The organism is Adlercreutzia sp. DFI.6.23 (assembly GCF_024462535.1).
Classification (GTDB): Bacteria; Actinomycetota; Coriobacteriia; order Coriobacteriales; family Eggerthellaceae; genus Adlercreutzia; species Adlercreutzia rubneri.
The window spans coordinates 229120-247739 of the sequence record NZ_JANGBP010000001.1; the positions used below are offsets into that span (position 1 = coordinate 229120).

Annotated in this window: 14 protein-coding genes; 10 read left to right on the forward strand and 4 right to left on the reverse strand. The window is 63.5% G+C overall.

Annotation, left to right across the window (positions count from 1 at the left end; all coding sequences use genetic code 11):
• Positions 1–19: 19 nt before the first annotated feature.
• The gene (locus NE591_RS01025) at positions 20–1480 is read left to right on the forward strand and encodes a response regulator transcription factor (protein WP_223899877.1); all 1461 of its coding nucleotides are present in this window, start codon (positions 20–22) and stop codon (positions 1478–1480) included.
• Positions 1481–1672: 192 nt separating this feature from the next.
• Positions 1673–3190, forward strand: coding sequence for an IMP dehydrogenase (locus tag NE591_RS01030; protein WP_022740792.1), 1518 nt, complete (start codon positions 1673–1675; stop codon positions 3188–3190).
• A 300-nt stretch (positions 3191–3490) separates the two neighbouring features.
• Here the strand turns inward: NE591_RS01030 and NE591_RS01035 are convergent, their stop codons facing one another.
• On the reverse strand, positions 3491–4372 hold the full coding sequence (locus NE591_RS01035) for a LysR substrate-binding domain-containing protein (RefSeq protein ID WP_117284264.1): 882 nt from the start codon (positions 4370–4372) through the stop codon (positions 3491–3493).
• A 210-nt stretch (positions 4373–4582) separates the two neighbouring features.
• On the opposite strand from NE591_RS01035, the gene NE591_RS01040 reads away from it, so the two are divergent.
• A complete protein-coding gene (locus NE591_RS01040; RefSeq protein WP_117284265.1) occupies positions 4583–5572 on the forward strand; it encodes a TDT family transporter in 990 nt (329 codons plus the stop codon).
• A 199-nt stretch (positions 5573–5771) separates the two neighbouring features.
• Here NE591_RS01040 and yihA read toward each other — a convergent pair whose 3' ends face one another.
• A complete protein-coding gene (gene yihA, locus NE591_RS01045) occupies positions 5772–6356 on the reverse strand; it encodes a ribosome biogenesis GTP-binding protein YihA/YsxC (protein ID WP_022740782.1) in 585 nt (194 codons plus the stop codon).
• 83 nt (positions 6357–6439) lie between these two features.
• Between yihA and NE591_RS01050 the strand changes: the two genes are divergently transcribed.
• Positions 6440–6673 (forward strand): hypothetical protein, encoded by a 234-nt coding sequence (locus NE591_RS01050; protein WP_256156224.1) that lies wholly within the window; start codon positions 6440–6442, stop codon positions 6671–6673.
• 152 nt (positions 6674–6825) lie between these two features.
• Positions 6826–9399 carry a leucine--tRNA ligase gene (gene leuS / locus NE591_RS01055; protein ID WP_223899879.1) on the forward strand — a complete coding sequence of 858 codons (2574 nt, stop codon included), beginning with the start codon at positions 6826–6828 and terminating at the stop codon, positions 9397–9399.
• 224 nt (positions 9400–9623) lie between these two features.
• Here leuS and NE591_RS01060 read toward each other — a convergent pair whose 3' ends face one another.
• Positions 9624–12374, reverse strand: coding sequence for a PAS domain-containing sensor histidine kinase (locus NE591_RS01060; protein WP_256156225.1), 2751 nt, complete (start codon positions 12372–12374; stop codon positions 9624–9626).
• Between the two features lie 173 nt (positions 12375–12547).
• Between NE591_RS01060 and NE591_RS01065 the strand changes: the two genes are divergently transcribed.
• Positions 12548–13243, forward strand: coding sequence for a vancomycin high temperature exclusion protein (locus NE591_RS01065; protein ID WP_223899881.1), 696 nt, complete (start codon positions 12548–12550; stop codon positions 13241–13243).
• 10 nt (positions 13244–13253) lie between these two features.
• Complete coding sequence (locus NE591_RS01070; protein WP_256156226.1) at positions 13254–14099, forward strand: hypothetical protein; 846 nt, start codon at positions 13254–13256, stop codon at positions 14097–14099.
• On the opposite strand, the gene NE591_RS01075 is transcribed toward NE591_RS01070, so the two are convergent.
• Positions 14088–14528, reverse strand: a complete 441-nt coding sequence (locus NE591_RS01075) for a plasmid pRiA4b ORF-3 family protein (protein ID WP_161127552.1) — start codon at positions 14526–14528, stop codon at positions 14088–14090. The genes NE591_RS01070 and NE591_RS01075 overlap by 12 nt on opposite strands.
• A gap of 353 nt (positions 14529–14881) precedes the next feature.
• On the opposite strand from NE591_RS01075, the gene NE591_RS01080 reads away from it, so the two are divergent.
• The 3 genes from NE591_RS01080 (at position 14882) to NE591_RS01090 (ending at position 18316) form a co-directional block, all read left to right on the forward strand.
• A complete protein-coding gene (locus NE591_RS01080; RefSeq protein ID WP_157012414.1) occupies positions 14882–15520 on the forward strand; it encodes a TetR/AcrR family transcriptional regulator in 639 nt (212 codons plus the stop codon).
• A gap of 206 nt (positions 15521–15726) precedes the next feature.
• Complete coding sequence (locus tag NE591_RS01085) at positions 15727–16644, forward strand: 3-phosphoglycerate dehydrogenase (protein ID WP_114539506.1); 918 nt, start codon at positions 15727–15729, stop codon at positions 16642–16644.
• A gap of 283 nt (positions 16645–16927) precedes the next feature.
• Positions 16928–18316 carry a phosphopantothenate--cysteine ligase family flavoprotein gene (locus tag NE591_RS01090; RefSeq protein ID WP_256156227.1) on the forward strand — a complete coding sequence of 463 codons (1389 nt, stop codon included), beginning with the start codon at positions 16928–16930 and terminating at the stop codon, positions 18314–18316.
• Positions 18317–18620: the final 304 nt, after the last annotated feature.

Here is an 18620-nt window from a genome sequence, read left to right on the forward strand (position 1 = left end):
GATGAAGAGGAGGGACTTCATGATCCGTCAAAGCGAGGCCGCCCGCACCGCGGCTCAGTTCCTATCGTTCGGGTCCTTTTTCCTATCATGCCCCTTGGGGCTGTGGGACTCATGCCTGTTCGCGCAAATATCGTTTGACCGTGTCCTTGAGGTCGCCGTCGTGGACGGCCTATGCGTCGCAGGGTTCATGGCGTCCTTGGCGTTGGGGCTCGGATCCATGGCCCGCGGGACGGCGCGCGTTCCCAAGCCGCTCGCTGTGGCCGGAGCCCTGGTCTATGGAATGGGCCTCTGCCTGTATGCGGTGATTCAAGGGGCCGACGTGCCTGTCAGCGCTTTCGGCGCGGCAGTGATGGGGGCTGCCATCGGTGCGGGTCTCGCCGTTGTCGTGGTGGGTTGGTGTCGCCTGCTGGCGCGCTTCGGCCTGAGGCGCTCGTTGGTGGGCCTCGGCATCGCCTGTGGGGCAGCGGCTTTGGCAGGGCTCGGCTTCGAGATGGACGTTCTGCCCCAGCCGCTCAGCGCTTTCATGGCCTTCGCCCTGGCAGGTGCGGTAGCGCCTGCGATCGACTCGCTTCGCAGCTCTGTCGAATCGGAAGAGTCGGTAGTTGGGGATAATGCGGTGGAACAGGATGCCCCGGTGGAGCATCTGTGGGACTCGATGCGCACTATGGTCTTCAACCCCTGTCTGGGGCTGTGCCTGTTCCTCTTCGTCATGAGCGCCCGTGGATTTGTGTTCATGGGCTACGAGCACATCGGAGCCTCCTCGGTGATTGTGGCGGCGGTACTGGCCGTCGTGCTAGCCCGGTTCTGGCCCGGCTTCTCCCTGGCGACAATCTACCGGGTGCTACTGCCGGTAGCAGCGGCGATCTTCATCGTGCTGAGCAGCTTTCCCGTCGGCACCATGTCCTTCAGCTTGGGGTTCCTCGTTTCTCACAGCGTCATGGCGACTGTGGCGCTTCTGGCCTTGGCGTCGCTCGCCGCCGTTGCGCGGGCCGGCGAGTTCTCCCCGGTGGTCGTGGGGGCGGCTCTGTGCGCCATGACGAGTGTGGCAGTGCTCGTAGGTTCCAATCTCGCCCAGCTGGTTCCCCAAGATGATACGATGGGGGCGGTGCTCCTGGTCTGCGCCATGGCCTATTTCGTGTATATACTCATCTCCCCGCTTGCAGACTACTATCGGATGTTCCGAGAAACGGATGGCGCTGAAGACCTCAGGGAGAGAGCCTCCCGCGATTCGGCTCAACCGCTCGACTACGATGGGGTGTGCGCCGCACTTGCCGACAAGCGCAATCTGTCGGCCCGCGAGCGCGAGATCCTGCCCTACATCGCCCGCGGCCATCGCCCCGCCTATGTGGCCGACCTTCTCTGCATCTCCGAGCACACCGTGCGCACCCATCTGCGCAACATGTACCGCAAGCTCGGCATCAACTCCCGCGAGGAACTCATCCAGCTTGTGGAGGAAACGGCCGGCGCCCATGAGGCGTAGTCTGGCCGCCGCGCCTTCGACCGCTGCCGAAAAAATGGGGCGGGTCTGCGGCGGGTCTGGCACCAGGTCCCGTCTCGGCCTATAATGAGTCAATTACTCATTGCGGGGAGCGTGGGTTGAAACACTTGGTCGTCGTGGCACCGACGGCCGCCCGTCCCCGTTAGGGCACCGAGTGGAAGAAGGAGCGCAGCCGTGGCCTACTATTTCGATGAACCGTCCCGCACATTCAACGAGTACCTGCTGGTTCCGGGCCATACGCCGGCCGATTGCATTCCGGCGCGCGTCAGCCTGAAGACCCCGCTGGTGAAGTACCGCAAGGGCGAGGAGGAGTGCCCGCTCTCGCTTTCCGTGCCGATGGTTTCCGCCATCATGGCCGCCGTGTCCGACGACAAGATGGCCGTGGCGCTCGCCACCGAGGGCGGTCTGTCGTTCATCTACGGCAACCAATCCATCGAGGACGAGGCCGCCATGGTGGCCCGCGTGAAGGACTACAAGGCCGGCTTCGTCACCTCCGACGCAAACCTTTCCCCCGACATGACGCTCGAGCAGGTAGTGGCTCTGAAGGAGCAGTACGGCCACTCCACCATGCCCGTCACCGACGACGGAAGCGCCCACGGCAAGCTGCTCGGCATCGTGACCGAGCGCGACTACCGCCTCTCCCGCATGTCCATGGACGAGAAGGTGGCCGACTTCATGACGCCGCGCGAGAAGCTCGTGGTGGCTCCGGATGGCACCTCTCTGAAGGCCGCCAACGACATCATCTGGGATCACAAGCTGAACTCGCTGCCCATTGTGGATGCGGACGACCATCTGGTGGCGCTCGTGTTCCGCAAGGACTACGACTCCCACAAGTCCAATCCCGACGAGCTTTTGGACGCCCACAAGCGCTACATGGTGGGCGCGGGCATCAACTCCCGCGACTACGCCGAGCGTGTGCCGGCGCTTGTCGAGGCCGGCGCCGACGTGCTGTGCATCGATAGCTCCGAGGGCTATTCCGACTGGCAGAAGATGACCATCGAATGGGTGCGCGAGCACTACGGCAACGACGTGAAGATCGGCGCGGGCAACGTGGTTGACGCCGAGGGCTTCCGCTTCCTCGCCGACGCGGGCGCCGACTTTGTGAAGATCGGCATCGGCGGCGGTTCCATCTGCATCACCCGCGAGACCAAGGGCATCGGCCGCGGCCAGGCCACCGCGACCATTGAAGTGGCGAAGGCCCGCGACGAGTACTTCCGCGAGACCGGCATCTACGTGCCCATCTGCTCCGACGGCGGCATCGTGTACGATCATCACATCTCGCTCGCATTGGCCATGGGCGCCGACTTCGTCATGCTGGGCCGCTACTTCGCCCGCTTCGACGAGAGCCCTTCGGCCAAGGTCATGGTGAACGGCACCTACATGAAGGAGTACTGGGGCGAGGGGAGTGCCCGCGCCCGCAACTGGGGCCGCTACGATTTGGGCGGCAAGAAGTCGCTGTCCTTCGAAGAGGGCGTCGATTCGTACGTGCCCTACGCCGGCAGCCTGAAGGACAACATGGCCATCACCCTGCTGAAGCTGAAGAGCACCATGTGCAACTGCGGTGCGCTCACCATTCCCGAGTTCCAAGACAAGGCGAAGCTCACGCTGGTGTCCGCCACTTCCATCGTAGAGGGCGGCGCCCACGACGTGCTGCTGAAGGACAAGGCTCCCTACGCGAGCAACACCCGCTAAACCGGCCGGGATCTTGCGCCGCTGTATGCTGTCGCGAGGATGGCGGGGGCGGTGCCGAGGGTCGCGTAAAGAGGCCGTAGCTTCCGAGGCGAGCTTTTCGAGGTTTTCGACATAATCGACCCTATCGAGGGGCTGCGGTATATTGGCAGTCCCTCGATTTTGTTTGTAGGCGATAAAAGATCAACACTATTCGATATGCCAATTGCTGAGATAAAATGATAAGTGTCGAATTCCGAAGAAAACTTGCCAGATTGACGCGGCTTCGAATGATCGGCCTGCGAGCATCGCGCCCCGGCGCCCCTAGGCGCTCAAAGCGGCGAAGAGGTTTTCCATATCCTGCTCGTAGATGCTGTCGCGCAGGTAAATGAAGCTGATGTCGTGAAAGATGCCCGCATCGGAGAGGGGGATAACGCGCAGCGTGCCCTCTTGCACCTCCCGCTGCACGGCGGCCTCGTAGACGAAGGAAATCCCAAGATCGGCCTGGACGAATATCTTGATGATATCGAGGCTTTCCACGACGAAATGATCGGCGAAGGAGGCAGGCGAGAGATTGCGCTGAGCGAGCGCGTGGACAAGCACGTTGCGGCTGCCGCTGCCCTCCTCGCGCAGAATGAGTCGTTCGCCCAAGAGGTCTTCCAGGGTGCGTGGCGTACGCGGGAAGCGATGCTCGGCTGCGCAAATGGGCACCAAGCGCTCGGACGAGAAGGGGCGTGAGGCATAGCGGGCCTTGTCGAAGAGCCCTTCCACGAAGGCGCAATCGATGGTTCCCGCGTCGAGGAGCTCCATCAGGTGCTGGGTTCCGCCCGAGCGCACGGTGATTTGGATGTCGGGTCGGGCGCCCAGACAGCGGGCGAGGGGCCGGGCCACCACGTACTCGCCGGCGGTCAGCGTCATGCCGATGCGCAGCTTGACCGTGGCGCCATGGGCCACCTCCTCGATGCGCTCGTGCAGTAGCACGTCGTCGTGGGCCATGGTCGCTAGCCCGTCGCGCAGGACACGCCCCGCCGGTGTCAGCTCCAGCTTTTTGCGATGGTAGGTGAACAGCTTCGCGCCGTACTCGCGCTCCAGGTACGTGATGTGCTGGGAGACGGCCGGCTGGGTGAGCGCCAGCTCCTCAGCGGCTCGGGTGTAGTTCAGAGTGCGGCACACGGTGAGGAATGTCTTTACGCGAAAATCCTGCATTGCGTCTCCTTCGATGGGTGCGGTGGTTCCTGGGGGCTCGGGTAGCATATCAATAAACTTCTCTAATGGCTACATAATTATATATAAGTTTTCTTTTGGTAAGAAACCGCGCATAATAAAGCCATCCTACTCCTGCGGATCGTTGCGTTATATCCGGCGATTCGTGGTCGAGACATTTCCGGCTCCAAAGGCCCCGACGAAAGGTGCTCTATGCGCGACATTATCAAGAAAGTACCCATCCCCACAGCGGGCGTGGCCTTGGGCCTGGCCGCTTTGGGCAACTTGCTTCAACCCTATGCCGAGATCGCCCACATTGCTTGCGGGGCGTTGTCTCTCTTCTTGGTGGCTATGCTCGTCGCCAAGCTGATCATGTTCCCCTCCATGCTTCGCGAGGACATGAAGAACTCCGTTTTCGCAAGTGTTTCTGCCACGTTCTTCATGACGCTGATGCAGCTGGCCGGATACTTGGCTCCCGTGGCTATCGTGCCGGCTTTCGGGCTGTGGTGCTCGGCGGTGGCGGGGCATTTCGTGCTGATGACGTGGTTTACCCTGTACTATATCCGCCGCTTCAAGCTCACCGAGGTCTTTCCTACGTACTTCATTTGCTACGTGGGCATCATCGTGGCGGCTGTAACGTCTCCCGTCTTCGGCGCCGAAGCCTTCGGCCAGGGCATTTTCTGGTTCGGCTTTGCCTGCTACCTCGTGCTGCTCGCCGTGGTGACGATGCGCTACATCAAGCATGAGATCCCCGAAGGCGCTCGCCCGCTGTTCTGCATCTATGCTGCTCCTATGGGTCTGTCGCTGGTGGGATATCTGTCGGTTATGCCTGATCCGAACCTGGTGTTCGTGGCCGTGCTCATGGGCCTCGGCCAGCTGATGCTCATCGGCGTCGTCACCCGGGTGCCGAAGTTCCTCGCCCTGCAGTTCTATCCGAGCTACGCAGCCATGACCTTCCCCTTCGTCATCTCCGCGATGGCGCTCGGCAAGGGCGTGCAGGCTCTCTACGCTGCCGGCTACTCCATTCCGGCGCTCCCGGTGATCGAGGCCCTCATCGCCGTGGAGACGCTGTTCGCCGCCGTGATGGTCGCCTACGTCTTCGTGCACTTCATGAAGTTCTTCTTCGGTACGCCGAAGGCGGCCAAGGCCCCGAAGACGCGTCCCGAGGTTCCTGCGGCTCTCACTGTCGAGGTCACCGAATAACGCTTGAACATCTATCGCCTCGCCGGCCCGACGTTCTGCTCTGGCCAACGACGGCCCCTCCTCTCCTCAGCGCCCCGGTCCTCCACTGGGGCGCTCTCCTTTTTGGAGGGAAATCCCGCCATATTGTGCTCCATGGGGGATGAGCTTTCAGCTTGCGGTACGCCTCGGAGCTTGCGACGCGTCTCGGGGCTTGCGGCCCTTATCTCTCGATGGCGCGGTTGATGAGGGCGCGCAGCTCGTCGATGCCGTCGCCCTTCTCCGACGACGTCACCACCATGGGCACGCCACCCGGCAGCTTGAGCGCCTTCTTGATGGCGGCGCGCTGCTTCATCTGCTGCTGCTTCGACAGCTTATCCGCTTTGGTCAGCGCGATGGCGAAGGGCAGCTCGGCGTCCATGAGAAACTGAACCATGTTGCGGTCGAGCGCCGAGGGCTCGTGGCGGATGTCGATGAGCGACACCACGAGTGCGAAGTCACGATCTTGATTGTAGTAGCCCTCGATGAGCTCACTCCACCGGCCCTTTTCTGCTTTCGACACTTTCGCGTACCCGTAGCCAGGCAGATCCACGAGATCGTGGCCGTCCACATCGTAGAAGTTGATGGTGGCCGTCTTGCCCGGCGTGGACGACACCTTCGCCAGGCCCTTGCGGTACATGAGCTTGTTGAGCAACGACGACTTACCCACGTTCGAGCGTCCCGCAAAGGAAACCTCGGGACCTGTGGATGCTGGCAGCTGCTCCGAGGTGCCGTAAGCGGCTTTAAACGATGCGTTGTGGAAGTTCATGGGTGCTCCTTCGCGGAGGGGATCGCGGTATTTCGCTATCATGGTACTTGAATTGGACGGTCGAAGGGCGAAGGGGCGCGGAAATGACGGCAAATCATAGGAAAGATGCGCTGGAAGTGGCGCACATCACGGGCGTGCAGGGCATTCGCGCCGCCATGGCGCGCTTGGCCGATGAGGAGGCCGACGTGCCGCTGCCCGGGGACGTGACCGAGGAGGTGCCGCTGGGGCGTCGCACCTGTGCCGTGTGCGCTGCCGACAACGACGGTTCCCGGGAGACCTGCTGGAACTGCGGCGCTTCTCTGCGCCGGGTGCGCTAGGGGCGGAACGTATAGCCGCCGTCTGTCCCGTGAGGGGCGCGGTCGAGCGCTGGCGCCCCTTTTCCAAGAGCGCATCATGGCTATAATGGGGAAATCAACTCGCGGCCGCGGGGAATGCGCGCGGTCGAAAGCCACGTTTTCGAGGGAGTGCCATGAAAGCCTACAACCCCCATGAGATCGAGCCCCGTTTGCAGTTGGCCTGGGAAGAGGCCGGGCTGTACACGGTGCCGGAGAATTCCGATGCGCCCAAGAAGTATGTCCTGGAGATGTTCCCGTATCCCTCCGGCGACATGCACATGGGGCATGCGAGCAACTACACCTATGGCGACGTGGTGGCCCGCTACTCCAAGATGCAGGGCTTCGACGTGCTGCATCCCATGGGCTGGGACGCCTTCGGCCTGCCCGCGGAGAACGCCGCCATCAAGCATCACAGCCATCCGGCCATCTGGACCTACGAGAACATCGAGACCCAGAAGAAGAGCTTCTCCCGCATGGGCTTTTCCTACGACTGGGATCGCAAAGTGGTGGCGTGCGATCCGGAGTACTACCGCTGGGGCCAGTGGATCTTCCTGAAGTTCTGGGAGCGCGGTCTCGTGGAGCGTCGCAACTCGCCGGTGAACTGGTGTCCGAGCTGCGGCACCGTGCTCGCCAACGAGCAGGTCATCGAGGGTCGCTGCTGGCGATGCGACTCCGAGGTGGAGAAGCGCGACCTCACCCAGTGGTACTACAAGATCACCGACTACGCCCAGGAGCTGCTGGACGACCTGGATCAGCTGGAAGGCTGGCCCGAGCGCGTGAAGCAGCAGCAGGCCAACTGGATCGGCCGCTCCGAGGGCGCCAACGTGGACTTCATCCTGTGCGACCGCGACGGCAACGCGCCGGCCGAGCCCACGGAAGACGACATCATCACCGTGTTCACCACCCGCGCCGACACGCTGTTCGGCTGCAGCTTCTTCTTGCTGGCGCCGGAAAGCAAGCTGCTCCGCGGCCTCGTGGAAGGCACCGAATACGAGGCGCCGGTCATGGAGCTGGTTGAGGCAGCCAAGAAGGTGACCGCCGTCCAGCGCGCTCAGGGCGACCATGAGAAGCACGGCGCGTTCACCGGTCGCTACGTGGTGAACCCCATCAATGGCGAGAAGGTGCCCGTGTGGGTGGGCGACTACATCGTGGCCGACTACGGCACCGGCGCCGTCATGGCCGTGCCCTGCGGCGACCAGCGAGATTTCGAGTTCGCCCGCAAGTACGATCTGCCCATCATCCCCATCATTCTGCCCGAGGACGACCCGCTGTACCCGCAGCTCAAGGACGAGCAGGGCCGCGTGGTGACCACGGTGGACTGGCCGGAGGCCTACGCCGCCGAGGGCGTTCTCGTGCAATCCGGTCCCTACACGGGCATGACCGGCGGTAAGCACTCCGAGGGCGAAGCAGCCATCGTGGCCGCGCTGGAAGAGATGGGTCGCGGCAAGCGCACCGTGGAGTTTCGCCTGCGCGACTGGCTTATCAGCCGCCAGCGCTACTGGGGCAACCCCATCCCCGCTATCCACTGCGAGAAGTGCGGCGTGGTGCCTGTGCCCGAGGAAGATCTTCCCGTGCGCCTGCCCGAGGACATCGATCTGGCCGCCGGCGAGACGCTGGCCACCCATGCCGGGTTCGTGAACACCACCTGCCCGGTTTGCGGCGGCCCGGCCAAGCGCGAGACCGACACCATGGACACCTTCACGTGCTCCAGCTGGTACTACATGCGCTACACCGACCCGCACAACGTGCACGCGCCCTTCAATCCGGAAAAGACTAACGCCTGGATGCCGGTCGATCAGTACATCGGCGGCATCGAGCACGCCATCCTGCACCTGCTCTACAGCCGCTTCTTTACCAAGGTGCTGCGCGACTGCGGCCTGCTCGACTTCGACGAGCCCTTCACGAACCTGTTGTGCCAGGGCATGGTGCTCGACGCCCACGGCGATGTGATGAGCAAGTCGAAGGGCAACGTGGTCTCGCCGGAGGAGATGATCGCCGAATACGGCGCCGACGCCGTGCGCGCCTACATCTTGTTCTTGGGGCCGCCCGAGAAGGAGAAGCTGTGGAACGAGGACGGCCTGCCGGGCATGTACAAGTTCCTGAACCGTCTGTGGCGCCAGGTGCACGACTTGTGCGGCAAGGCCGGCGACGAGACGCTGTTCGCGCAGAAGCCGGCTGACGAGGCGGCCGTGGCCGCGGCGAAGAAGCTCATTCGTGAGCGCCATCGCGTGGTGGAGAAGGTGTCGGCCGACATCGAGCGCAACAACTTCAACACCGCCATCGCCGCCATCATGGAGCTGTCGAACGCCGCCGGCGAGTACCTGCGTGCGTTCAGCCCCGAGGATCGCGCCGCCTGCGAAGACCATCGCGCGCTCGACGCGGAAGTGGCCGAGGTACTGGTGAAGCTCGTGGCGCCGTTCACGCCCCATCTGGCCGACGAGCTGTGGCGCGAGGCGCTGGGCCGCGAGGGCTTCGTCTACGACCAGCCGTGGCCGGCATACGATCCCGATCAGGCCCGCGCCGACGAGGTGGAGCTGGCCGTGCAAATCTGCGGCAAGATCAAGGGCCGCGTGACCGTGGCCGCCGACGCTCCGGAGCCCGAGGTGCTCGCCGCCGCCCGCGAGGCCGTGGCCGCCGCCCTTGAGGGCAAGACGGTGAAGAAGGAAGTCTACGTCCCCGGGCGTCTGGTGAACATCGTCGCGGTGTAGCTGCAACTCCTCGTGGGCTGCGGGAGAGCGAACCCGCTCGCAGCCCGCTGGGCGCTTTATCCTGCTGCGAACGCCGTTAAAGGAAATAGCGGAAGGAACGCACAAAAGATAGCCTCATCCCAGCACGCTTGCTGCTGACGTGGGGCTATTTCTTTAACTAACGGCGTTCTCCGCAGGGCGCCCAGAGGTCTGCGGGCGGGTCCGCCCTCCCGCAGCGAGCGATGCTAGCTGAGCAGTTCGTCCAAAGCTTTGAAGAGCTTGTCGATTTCGACGGGCTTGGTGAGGTGGCCGTTCATGCCGCTGCGCAGGGCCTTCTGGCGATCCTCCTCAAAGGCGTCCGCGGTCATGGCGAGGATGGGCACTTGTGCGCGGGTCGGATCGTTCAGGCGACGGATGGCCTTGGTGGCCTCATAGCCGTTCATGACCGGCATCTGCACGTCCATGAGCACCAGCTGGTAGTGCCCCGACGGTGCGTCCATGATCTTCTCCACCGCCTCGCAGCCGTTCACGGCGTATTCCACGGTGAAGCCCTCGTCCTCTAGAAGGGTGATGGCGATCTCGCGGTTGAGGTCGTTGTCGTCCACGAGCAGGATGCGGCTGTGGCGCAGCCGGTGGCTCGGGTCGACGTGCTGGGTCTTGGCCTCTTGGGCCGCTGCGGTCGCGCCCTCGCACGCCAGCTGCAAGGTCAGCTCAACGGTGAACGAGGTGCCCTTGCCCTGGGTGCTCTTCACGGAAATAGTGCCGTGCATCATGTCCACGAGGTTCTTCGTGATGGACATGCCGAGCCCGGTGCCCTGGATGCCGCTGATGGTGGAGGTGCGCTCGCGCTCGAAGGGGTCGAAGATGTGCTCGACGAATTCGGGGCTCATGCCAATACCCGTGTCCGACACGGTGAAGCGGTAGCGCCCGTAGCCGACTGGCGCGCCGGGCAGCTCGTCCAGCGTCACCTTGATGAATCCGCCGGGATTCGTGAACTTCAGGGCGTTGCCCAGCAAGTTCAAGAGAATCTGGTTGATGCGCAGCTTGTCGCAGCGCACCTCGGTGTGGCGGACGCTCTCGGTATTGATGGAGAAGTACAGTTGCCGCGCGCTCGTCTCGGCCCGAATGATGCTGTAGAGATCGTCCAGAAGATCGACGAGGTTGTAGGGCTGCTCATCCAGTGAGACCTTGCCGCTTTCGATGTGGCTCATGTCCAGAATGTCGTTGATGAGGCTCAAGAGATGCGTGCTGGAGGACTTGATCTTGTTCAGGTACTCCTCCACTTTCTCCGGCTGATCGAGGCGGCTGGCAGCCAGAGTGGTGAAGCCCACGATGGCGTTCATGGGCGTGCGGATGTCGTGGGACATGTTCGAGAGGAAGGCGCTCTTGGCGGCGTTGGCCTTGTTGGCCTGGGTCAGTGCCTCTTCCAGCAGGGCCTTCTTCTTCATCTCCTCGCGAGTTTGCACGTCGACGCTGCGCAGGCCCAGCACCATGTTGTGGGCTTGGGGCCAATCGCCGCCGCGCACGACGGTGGCCTGGCAGTACTCCGTAACGTCGCCGTGGTTGATGCGATAGTTCACATGGATACGGCTCTCGTCGGTCAGGCGCGTGATGAGGCTTTCCGCCGAAAGCGCGTCGCGCAGCATGGCCTGGTCCTCTTCCACGACAGCTTCATTGATGTATCCGCCGAGGCAACTGTCGAGATTGAGCTCGCCGGCGAACAGCTCGTCCAACTTGCGAAGCCTGTCGCCGCTGACGCGCAGGGCCTCGCCCGCTTTGGTGTCCAGGCTGAAGGAGCATACGAGCAGGTAGTCCTCGGAAAGCGCCTGGATGAGATCGCGCTGGCGGCGCTCCTTGCGCACTTCTTCCTTTTTCTTGTCCGTGTAATCGAGCAGGTAACGCTGCAAGAGCAGCTCGCCATCGCTTTCGATGAGCTTCACGTTGCCCATGACGTGCACGATGTCGCCGTTGTCGTGGCGCACGCGGTACTCGGTGCTCACCGAGTCGCCGACGTTCTTCAGGGTAGCGATTGATTCGCGCATCTTCCCGGCGTCCTCGTCGACGACCGAGGGGGCCACCATGTCGAAGCCGGCGGCCATGAGGTCTTCCGCCGAATCGTAGCCCAAAATGTCCAGGGCCGCCTGGTTGATGCCGAGCAGGCGCGTGCCGTCGAGCGAATGGGTGATGACGCCGCAATCCATGGTGGTGAAGATGGTTTCCATGGTGTGGTTCTTCTCGACGATCTCGTCCTCGTAGGCGCGTTCCTGGGTGACGTCGATGCCCACGCCGACGGTGCCCATGACCGAGCCGTCGATGTTGTAGAGGGGCGACTTGTACGTGGTGAGCAGGCGCGTGCCATCGCTGGTCTGCACGGTCTCCTCCGAGACAATGGTGGACTTGGCGGCCATGACCCGGCGCTCCGATTCAATGCAGGCGGGATCGTCGGCTTCCACGTCCCAGATGTAGGCGTGCCCGCGGCCCTGCACCTGTTCTTTGGTCTTGTTCACCGTGGCGCAGAAGGCGTCGTTGACCTTGTGGTGGATGCCGTCCTTGGACTTGTACCATACAAGCGACGGAATAGAGTTGATGGTGGCTTCCAAATACTGGCTCGTCTCCCAGGAGTCGGCGTAGCGCTTGCAGGCGCGCTGCCAATGGTTGAAGCGCCAGGATGCCTCGGCGGCGCTCAAGGGCGCGATCCACAGGTCGGCGATGTCGTTGAAGTAGGGCTCGACGGCGGGCGCTTGGTCGTGGGAGACGATGAGGGTGACCGTTGTGGTGGCCTGCCGGTGAGCGGCGAAGACGCGGGCCCAGGCGGTGGCATCGTGGCCCGTGGCATCGGCGAAAATGGCGCTGGCCTGGGCGGTGAGCGCCTCTTCGGGCTCATCGCTGCGCGTGAAATGGTGCGTAAAGCTTGGCTGCGGCTGCGCATCTTCGATAATGCGTGCGATCTCGTCGGGCAGGCCCACGAGATAGAAAGTCACCGGGCAATGGTACATGGCGCGCGTCCTTTGGAGTTGCTCAACGTGTCGTTGCCGTAACAACGAGGAAACGGTTTCTCAACTTGTGTAGTATACCAACTTTATCAGGGATGACTTCCCGCACCACTGGACAAGTTTGAATTTTTGCTATAGTGTACCCCGCTTTTCCGATGCTACGAAGGAGGTGGCCTGTGGCCCGCGACAACGCCCGACCCGTGCCCTGGTGGCGCTGGTGCGCTTGCGTGCTGCTGGCCGTCTGCGCGCTGGCGGTGCTCATCGTGGGCGTGGCCAACGTGGTCACCGTGGTCACGACGCGCGATCGGGTGGTTACCGTGGAAGGCGCGGCGACGGCGCTGGCCGGCGATGCCGCCGATGCCGTGGTGGTGCTGGGGGCCAGCGTGTACGCCGACGGCACGCCGAGCGATATTTTGGCCGATCGGCTGGAAGTGGCCTGCGACTTGTACAAGAGCGGTGCGGCCCGGGCCATCATCGTCAGCGGCGACAACCGCACCTCCCATTACAACGAGTCCGACGCCATGAAGGCGTACTGCGTTGAATTGGGCGTGCCGAGCGAGGACGTGTACGTAGACCATGCGGGCAACACCACCTACGAGTCGATGTGGCGGGCGCGGCACGTGTTCGGGGCGGACCGCATCATCGTGGCCACCCAGGCCTACCATCTGTATCGCGCCATGTTCGCTGCCGATTGTCTGGGCATGCAGGCGTGGGGCGTGCCCTGCGACAAGGGGGCCTACGATAACCAGCGGGCCTACAGCATCCGCGAGGTGCTCGCCCGCACGAAGGACTTCTACGCGGCGCTTTTGCGCCTGCCCGTGGACACGGCCGGCGAGGCGGTATCGCTGAACGATTCCGGAGATCTGACGTGAGGGGGCGCTTGTGCAGACGCTAGGCACCGAACTGGATCGAACCATTGCCGGTTGGGGTCCTGAAGCCGCCGCAGCTCTCAAGCGCTCGCGGAACAAGGATCGCTTCCGCGCCGCCGTGGAGCGCACGTGGCGTTTGCGCCCGGATGTGGGGCGGTTCGTCCTCATGCACACCAACGGCATCTACATCGCCAAGGACGAGCGCCCCCGCAAAGGGCCCGACCGCCATAAGGACTGGTGGGTCTTCGGCATGTATCTGGACGACGCCATGGCGCGCACCGAGGTGGACGCCTGGCAGTCGGTACTGCTCATGAATCTGGAGCAAGAGGGCTTCGCCGTCAACGAGCTGCGCTTCTTCCCTGCGAAATGGGATATGCGCCAGCGGCGGCTGTTTCCGGAATTGTGGGAGGAAGGGGAGAGCGCCCGCGTTCCCGGCAACCGTGACGGGCTCAAGTACCAGGACGAGGCGCGGGCCTTGGATATCGTGAAGCGGGCCGTGTTTCTCGTCTTCGAGGACACCGAGCTGGCCTGGGCTCTTCTCGAGAAGGTTCGCGGTGCCTCGGTGCGGGAGATGTTCGCCGCGGGACTAAGCGGCGAGACGGCAGTTCGGGATGGCAAGCGACAGGGGGAGAAGCGCTATCGGCTGCTTCTTTACGTGGATGACGTGGCGCAGACAAAGCCGATCGTGGAGGCGTACTCCGAGGCCATTCGGTCGCGCGCCCGCCTGCTGGGCTTGCGCCTCGGTTCCATTTGGGTGCGGAAGGCTCCGCCGCTGCTGGCCGGCAAGCACGCGTTTAAGCGCACGGGAACGTCGGAGCCGCTGCGCGACGAGGCGCTGCGGGGCGGTTCAGCCGAATAGCTTCAAGGCGACGGTGTCGTCGAGGACGATTTTCAGTTCGCGGCCATTCGGCAGCGCGTAGGTATAGTAGAGCGGCGCCTCTGGACGGCTGAACACGCGGCTCAGCGGCACGTCGGCGGCGCAGTAGATGCGGCGGCAGCGGGCCGAGACGCGATCTTGGGTGGCGAACAGCAACGGATCCTCGTAGCGGTCGCAGCCCTGGCTGAAGAAGTAGTTGTGGGCGTCGTCCCACCCGAAGTGCTGGATGATGAGCCGATGCAGGTCGGCAAGGGTCTCGTCGGCGCTCATGAAGGCGCTGCACTGCGGGGAGGAGTCGTCCGCCGGCCCGATAACGAGGGTGAGCGCAGCATTCGAAAAGACCCCCTCGCACGGGGTCGCTTCGGGCGCACGCCACCATTGGCCGGGAAATTCGATGATCTTGGCGGTCACGACTCGAGCCTTTCTCGTCCTCCTCATGACGGGGGCATTGTAACAGGAGTTTTCCCTAAGGGAAATCAAATGGTTGAAATTGGCCGAAAAAGTAGCTTCAAGCAGGGATAAGGTGTCTATTTACACTAAGTAAATAAGTCAGGAATTCAAGGGATTTGGTGAGTCTTTCGCCGGGGCGCCCGGTCTTGCGGGAGCCCGGTATTATCATCGCAGCAGCGTCTCTCCTCGTTGATGAGAGATTAATGGCCGCAGCTGCGCTGCGATGACCAAAATGAGTGGTTGCCCGACGGCGCGGAGCCGGTCGAGGCGTTTTGCACGCGGCATTGTCGGTTGCGCGGGCGGGAAGGTGGGGCATGGCCCAGCAGAAGGGGAGAACGAGCAAGGCGGACGCCACCCGGCGCCAATTGCTGGATGCGGCGATCGAGGTCATTTCCGAACGCGGCTACGCAGACACGACGGTGGAGCGCATCGTGGAGGTGGCGGGCGTTTCGAAGGGCGTGGCCTACTACCACTTCTCCAGCAAGGCCGATATCGCCACCTGCATCCTCGTGGAGGGCATTGGCGAGATCGTCGACGACTTTGTGGCTATCGCCGGTAAGGCCCCTTCGGCCGTGGAAGCCCTTACGGCCATGATGGATTCTTTCGCCGCGACTATTTTCCGCAACGCCGGATTCGGGCGCATCCTCGTGTCGGAGTTGTGGCGGCGCGGGCGCGAATGGTCCGAGCCGATGCGCGCTTTGGAGGAGCGCCTGCTGGCGGTGCTGCGCGGGCAGATCGAGCGCGGGCAGCGCGAGGGCAGCATTCGCGGCGATATCGATGCGGCGTTCGAGGCGGTGGCCGTGGTGGGCATGGTGCTCACGACGACGCTGCACTACATCCGCGAGGCCGAACAGCGCGTCGAGGAAGGCTGCGACTGCGCCGAGGCGTTTGCGGCGGCGGAGCGCTCGCTTACCGCGCGCATTTGCGACTACGTGCACCACGCCAACGCGTAGGGGGCCGGGGCTTCTGCCGCCCTTGCGCGCCGCCGACCCTCGCGCCGCCACCCGCATGCGCCGCCGCCCTTGCGCGCCGCCGCACGCATGCGCCACCACCCGCGTGCGCCGCCGCACGAAACCGCTTTTTCTCCGTCAGCGCAACTGTTGCTTTAGCGCGCTAAAGTTCGCGGTATGCTGGGGATGCCTACTGAAAGGAGCTTTTCGTGTACAAGATCTACTGCCTGAACAACATCTCTCCTGAGGGCCTGGCCCTGCTCACCGACAACTATGAGGTCACCGAGAACATCGACGAGGCCGACGCCATCCTCGTGCGCTCCGCCGACATGCACGAGATGGAAGTGCCCGCGAACCTGAAGGCCGTGGCCCGCGCCGGCGCTGGCGTGAACAACATCCCCCTGGACAAGTTCGCCGAGGCCGGCATCGCCGTCTTCAACACGCCGGGCGCCAACGCCAACGCCGTGAAGGAGCTCGTGCTGGCCGGCATGCTGCTGGCGAGCCGCGACATCATCGGCGGCGTGGCGTGGGTGCGCGACAACGCCGACGACGAGAACGTGGGCAAGGCCGCCGAGAAGGCCAAGAAGCAGTTCGCCGGCGGCGAGATTCTTGGCAAGACGCTGGGCGTCATTGGTCTGGGGGCCATCGGCAAGCTGGTGGCGCAGTCCGCCGAGGCGCTGGGCATGAAGGTCGTCGGCTACGATCCGGCCATGGACGAGATCACCGTGCACGAGCAGATTTCCCCGACGGTGGAGTTCGCCGACCTGCCGAAGGTGCTCAAGGAGAGCGACTTCATCACCATCCACGTGCCGGCGCTGCCCGCCACCAAGGGCATGATCAACGCCGACGCCATCGCTCAGATGAAGGACGGCGTCGTGTTCCTGAACTTCTCCCGCGATGTGCTGGTCGACGACGTCGCCATGGCCGAGGCGCTTGAGTCCGGCAAGGTGGCCGCGTATGTGACCGACTTCGCCAACCCGGCCGTCGTGAAGATGGAGCGCGCCATCGTCATCCCGCATCTGGGCGCCTCCACCGCCGAGGCCGAGGACAACTGCGCCAAGATGGCCGTGGAGGAAGTCATGGCCTACCTCGAGCGTGGCGAGAAGATCCACTGCGTGAATATGTAGCAACTCGGTAATGCGGGTGGCGAAGGAGAACGCCCTCTCGTCGCCCGCTTATCGCTTGATCCTGCTGCGAATGCGGCAAAAGAAGCAGAGAAGATGACGCACATGGGTCGGTACCATCCCGACATCGTTGCTGCTGAAGTAGAATCTGCTTCTTAACGGCCGCATTCTCCGTAGGGCGATAAGAGATCGCCGAGAGGGCGTTCTCCTTCGCTGGCTGATGCGATTCGAATTAGCCAGTTGGTTCGCCTATAATAGGCGGAAAACTTCTTGGAAGGAGAGGGCGATGAGTGCGGAGCGGCCTTGCGTATTGGTGGGAGTGACCGGGTGCATTGCGGCCTACAAGGCCGGGGAAATCGTGCGCGGGCTGCAGAAGGCGGGCGTGCGGGTGAAGGTGGTCATGACCGAGCACGGCACGCACTTCGTCGATCCCGTGACCTTCCGGGCGCTCACTCACGAGAAAGTGGCGGTGGATCTGTTCGACGATCCGTCCGATCCCATTCACCATATTTCGCTCGCTCAGGAATGCGACGTGTTCCTTATCGCGCCGTGCACGGCCAACGTAATGGCGAAGGTGGCCTGCGGCATTGCCGACGACTTGCTTTCCACGACGGCCCTGGCGACCACGGCGACGCTGGCCATCGCGCCGGCGGCCAACGTGCATATGTACGAGGCGGCGGCCACCCAGGAGAACATGGCCACGCTGCGCCGCCGGGGCGTGCGCTTCATCGAAGGGGGCGCGGGCTATCTGGCCTGCGGCGATGTGGGTCGCGGTCGTTTGGCCGATCCCGCTGTCATCGTGCGCGAGACGCTGGGACTTCTGGCCGAGCGCGTGGGGCTGGACGCTCTGAGCGAGGCCTGCGAGCAGCACGGCGAAGTGCCGTTCGCAGCCGTGATGGAGCAGATCAGCGCTGCCTCTTCGCGTCATCCCGAGCGCTGCGCCGAATCCGCTTCTGCTCCCATTCCTACCGACGCCCCGCAGCCCGGCGCCGTGGCCGACGGCGCGGCCACCATGCCCGCGGGCGCGCTTGCTGGCCGCACGGTGCTCGTGACGGCGGGCCCCACGGTGGAGCCCATCGATTCGGTGCGCTACATCTCCAACTATTCCTCGGGCAAGATGGGTTACGCCATCGCCGAGGCCGCCGCGGCCGCCGGCGCGCGGGTGGTGCTCGTGTCGGGGCCGGTGGCCCTTGCCGCGCCCACCGGCGTGGAAGTGGTGCCCGTGAAGACGGCCCGCGATATGCTGGCCGCTGCCGCATCCGTGTTCCCGGCCGCCGATGCCGCCATTTTCGCCGCCGCTGTGGCCGATCTGCGTCCGGCGAATCCGGCCGATCGCAAGCTGAAGAAGGGCCGTGACGATGCGGCGCTTGCCAATGTGCCTCTCACGGAGAACCCCGACATCTTGGCTACTTTGGCCGCGGGCAAGCGCCCCGACCAGTACGTGGTGGGCTTCGCCGCCGAGACCAACGACGTGCTCATGAACGCCCACGCCAAGCTCCAGAAGAAGAACGCCGACATGATCGTGGCCAACCAGGTGGGCGACGGCCTCGCCTTCGGCACCGACAACAACGAGGTGTGGCTCGTCACGGAAGGCGACGACGTGCTTCTGCCCCTCATGAGCAAACGCGCCGTAGCCGAGCGCCTCGTGGAAGTGGTAGCTGCGCATCTGGAATAGAGGCAGCGCCGTTTTGGACGAAAATTTTGAGTTGTTAGAGTTTTGCGCGAAGCAGCGGTCGTGCGCTGCCGGTTTAGGCTTTTGACGACCTGGGGTTTTGCGTGATGGGGCAAAAACCGAGAGCAGCCAGGGGCGGAATGGTCTTGCTTTTAATGCTGACAACTCTAACAACTCGAAAAAATGGCATCCTTATCGGGTGTGCCTTTTCTGAAGAGGGGAATAGCGAGCGTTCTGATGAGATGGCGTAGGCTTCGATAGCACAGGTGCTGAGGTCTCCATTGCAGCTGATTACGAATTCGTAAGG

What these genes read in the sequence shown, in the direction of transcription:
- NE591_RS01035 (WP_117284264.1), bottom strand. Translation starts at nt 4,372, where the DNA reads ATGCAGGATTTTCGCGTAAAGACATTCCTCACCGTGTGCCGCACTCTG.
- NE591_RS01025 (WP_223899877.1), top strand. Translation starts at nt 20, where the DNA reads ATGATCCGTCAAAGCGAGGCCGCCCGCACCGCGGCTCAGTTCCTATCG.
- leuS (WP_223899879.1), top strand. Translation starts at nt 6,826, where the DNA reads ATGAAAGCCTACAACCCCCATGAGATCGAGCCCCGTTTGCAGTTGGCC.
- NE591_RS01080 (WP_157012414.1), top strand. Translation starts at nt 14,882, where the DNA reads ATGGCCCAGCAGAAGGGGAGAACGAGCAAGGCGGACGCCACCCGGCGC.
- NE591_RS01060 (WP_256156225.1), bottom strand. Translation starts at nt 12,374, where the DNA reads ATGTACCATTGCCCGGTGACTTTCTATCTCGTGGGCCTGCCCGACGAG.
- yihA (WP_022740782.1), bottom strand. Translation starts at nt 6,356, where the DNA reads ATGAACTTCCACAACGCATCGTTTAAAGCCGCTTACGGCACCTCGGAG.
- NE591_RS01090 (WP_256156227.1), top strand. Translation starts at nt 16,928, where the DNA reads ATGAGTGCGGAGCGGCCTTGCGTATTGGTGGGAGTGACCGGGTGCATT.
- NE591_RS01040 (WP_117284265.1), top strand. Translation starts at nt 4,583, where the DNA reads ATGCGCGACATTATCAAGAAAGTACCCATCCCCACAGCGGGCGTGGCC.
- NE591_RS01050 (WP_256156224.1), top strand. Translation starts at nt 6,440, where the DNA reads ATGACGGCAAATCATAGGAAAGATGCGCTGGAAGTGGCGCACATCACG.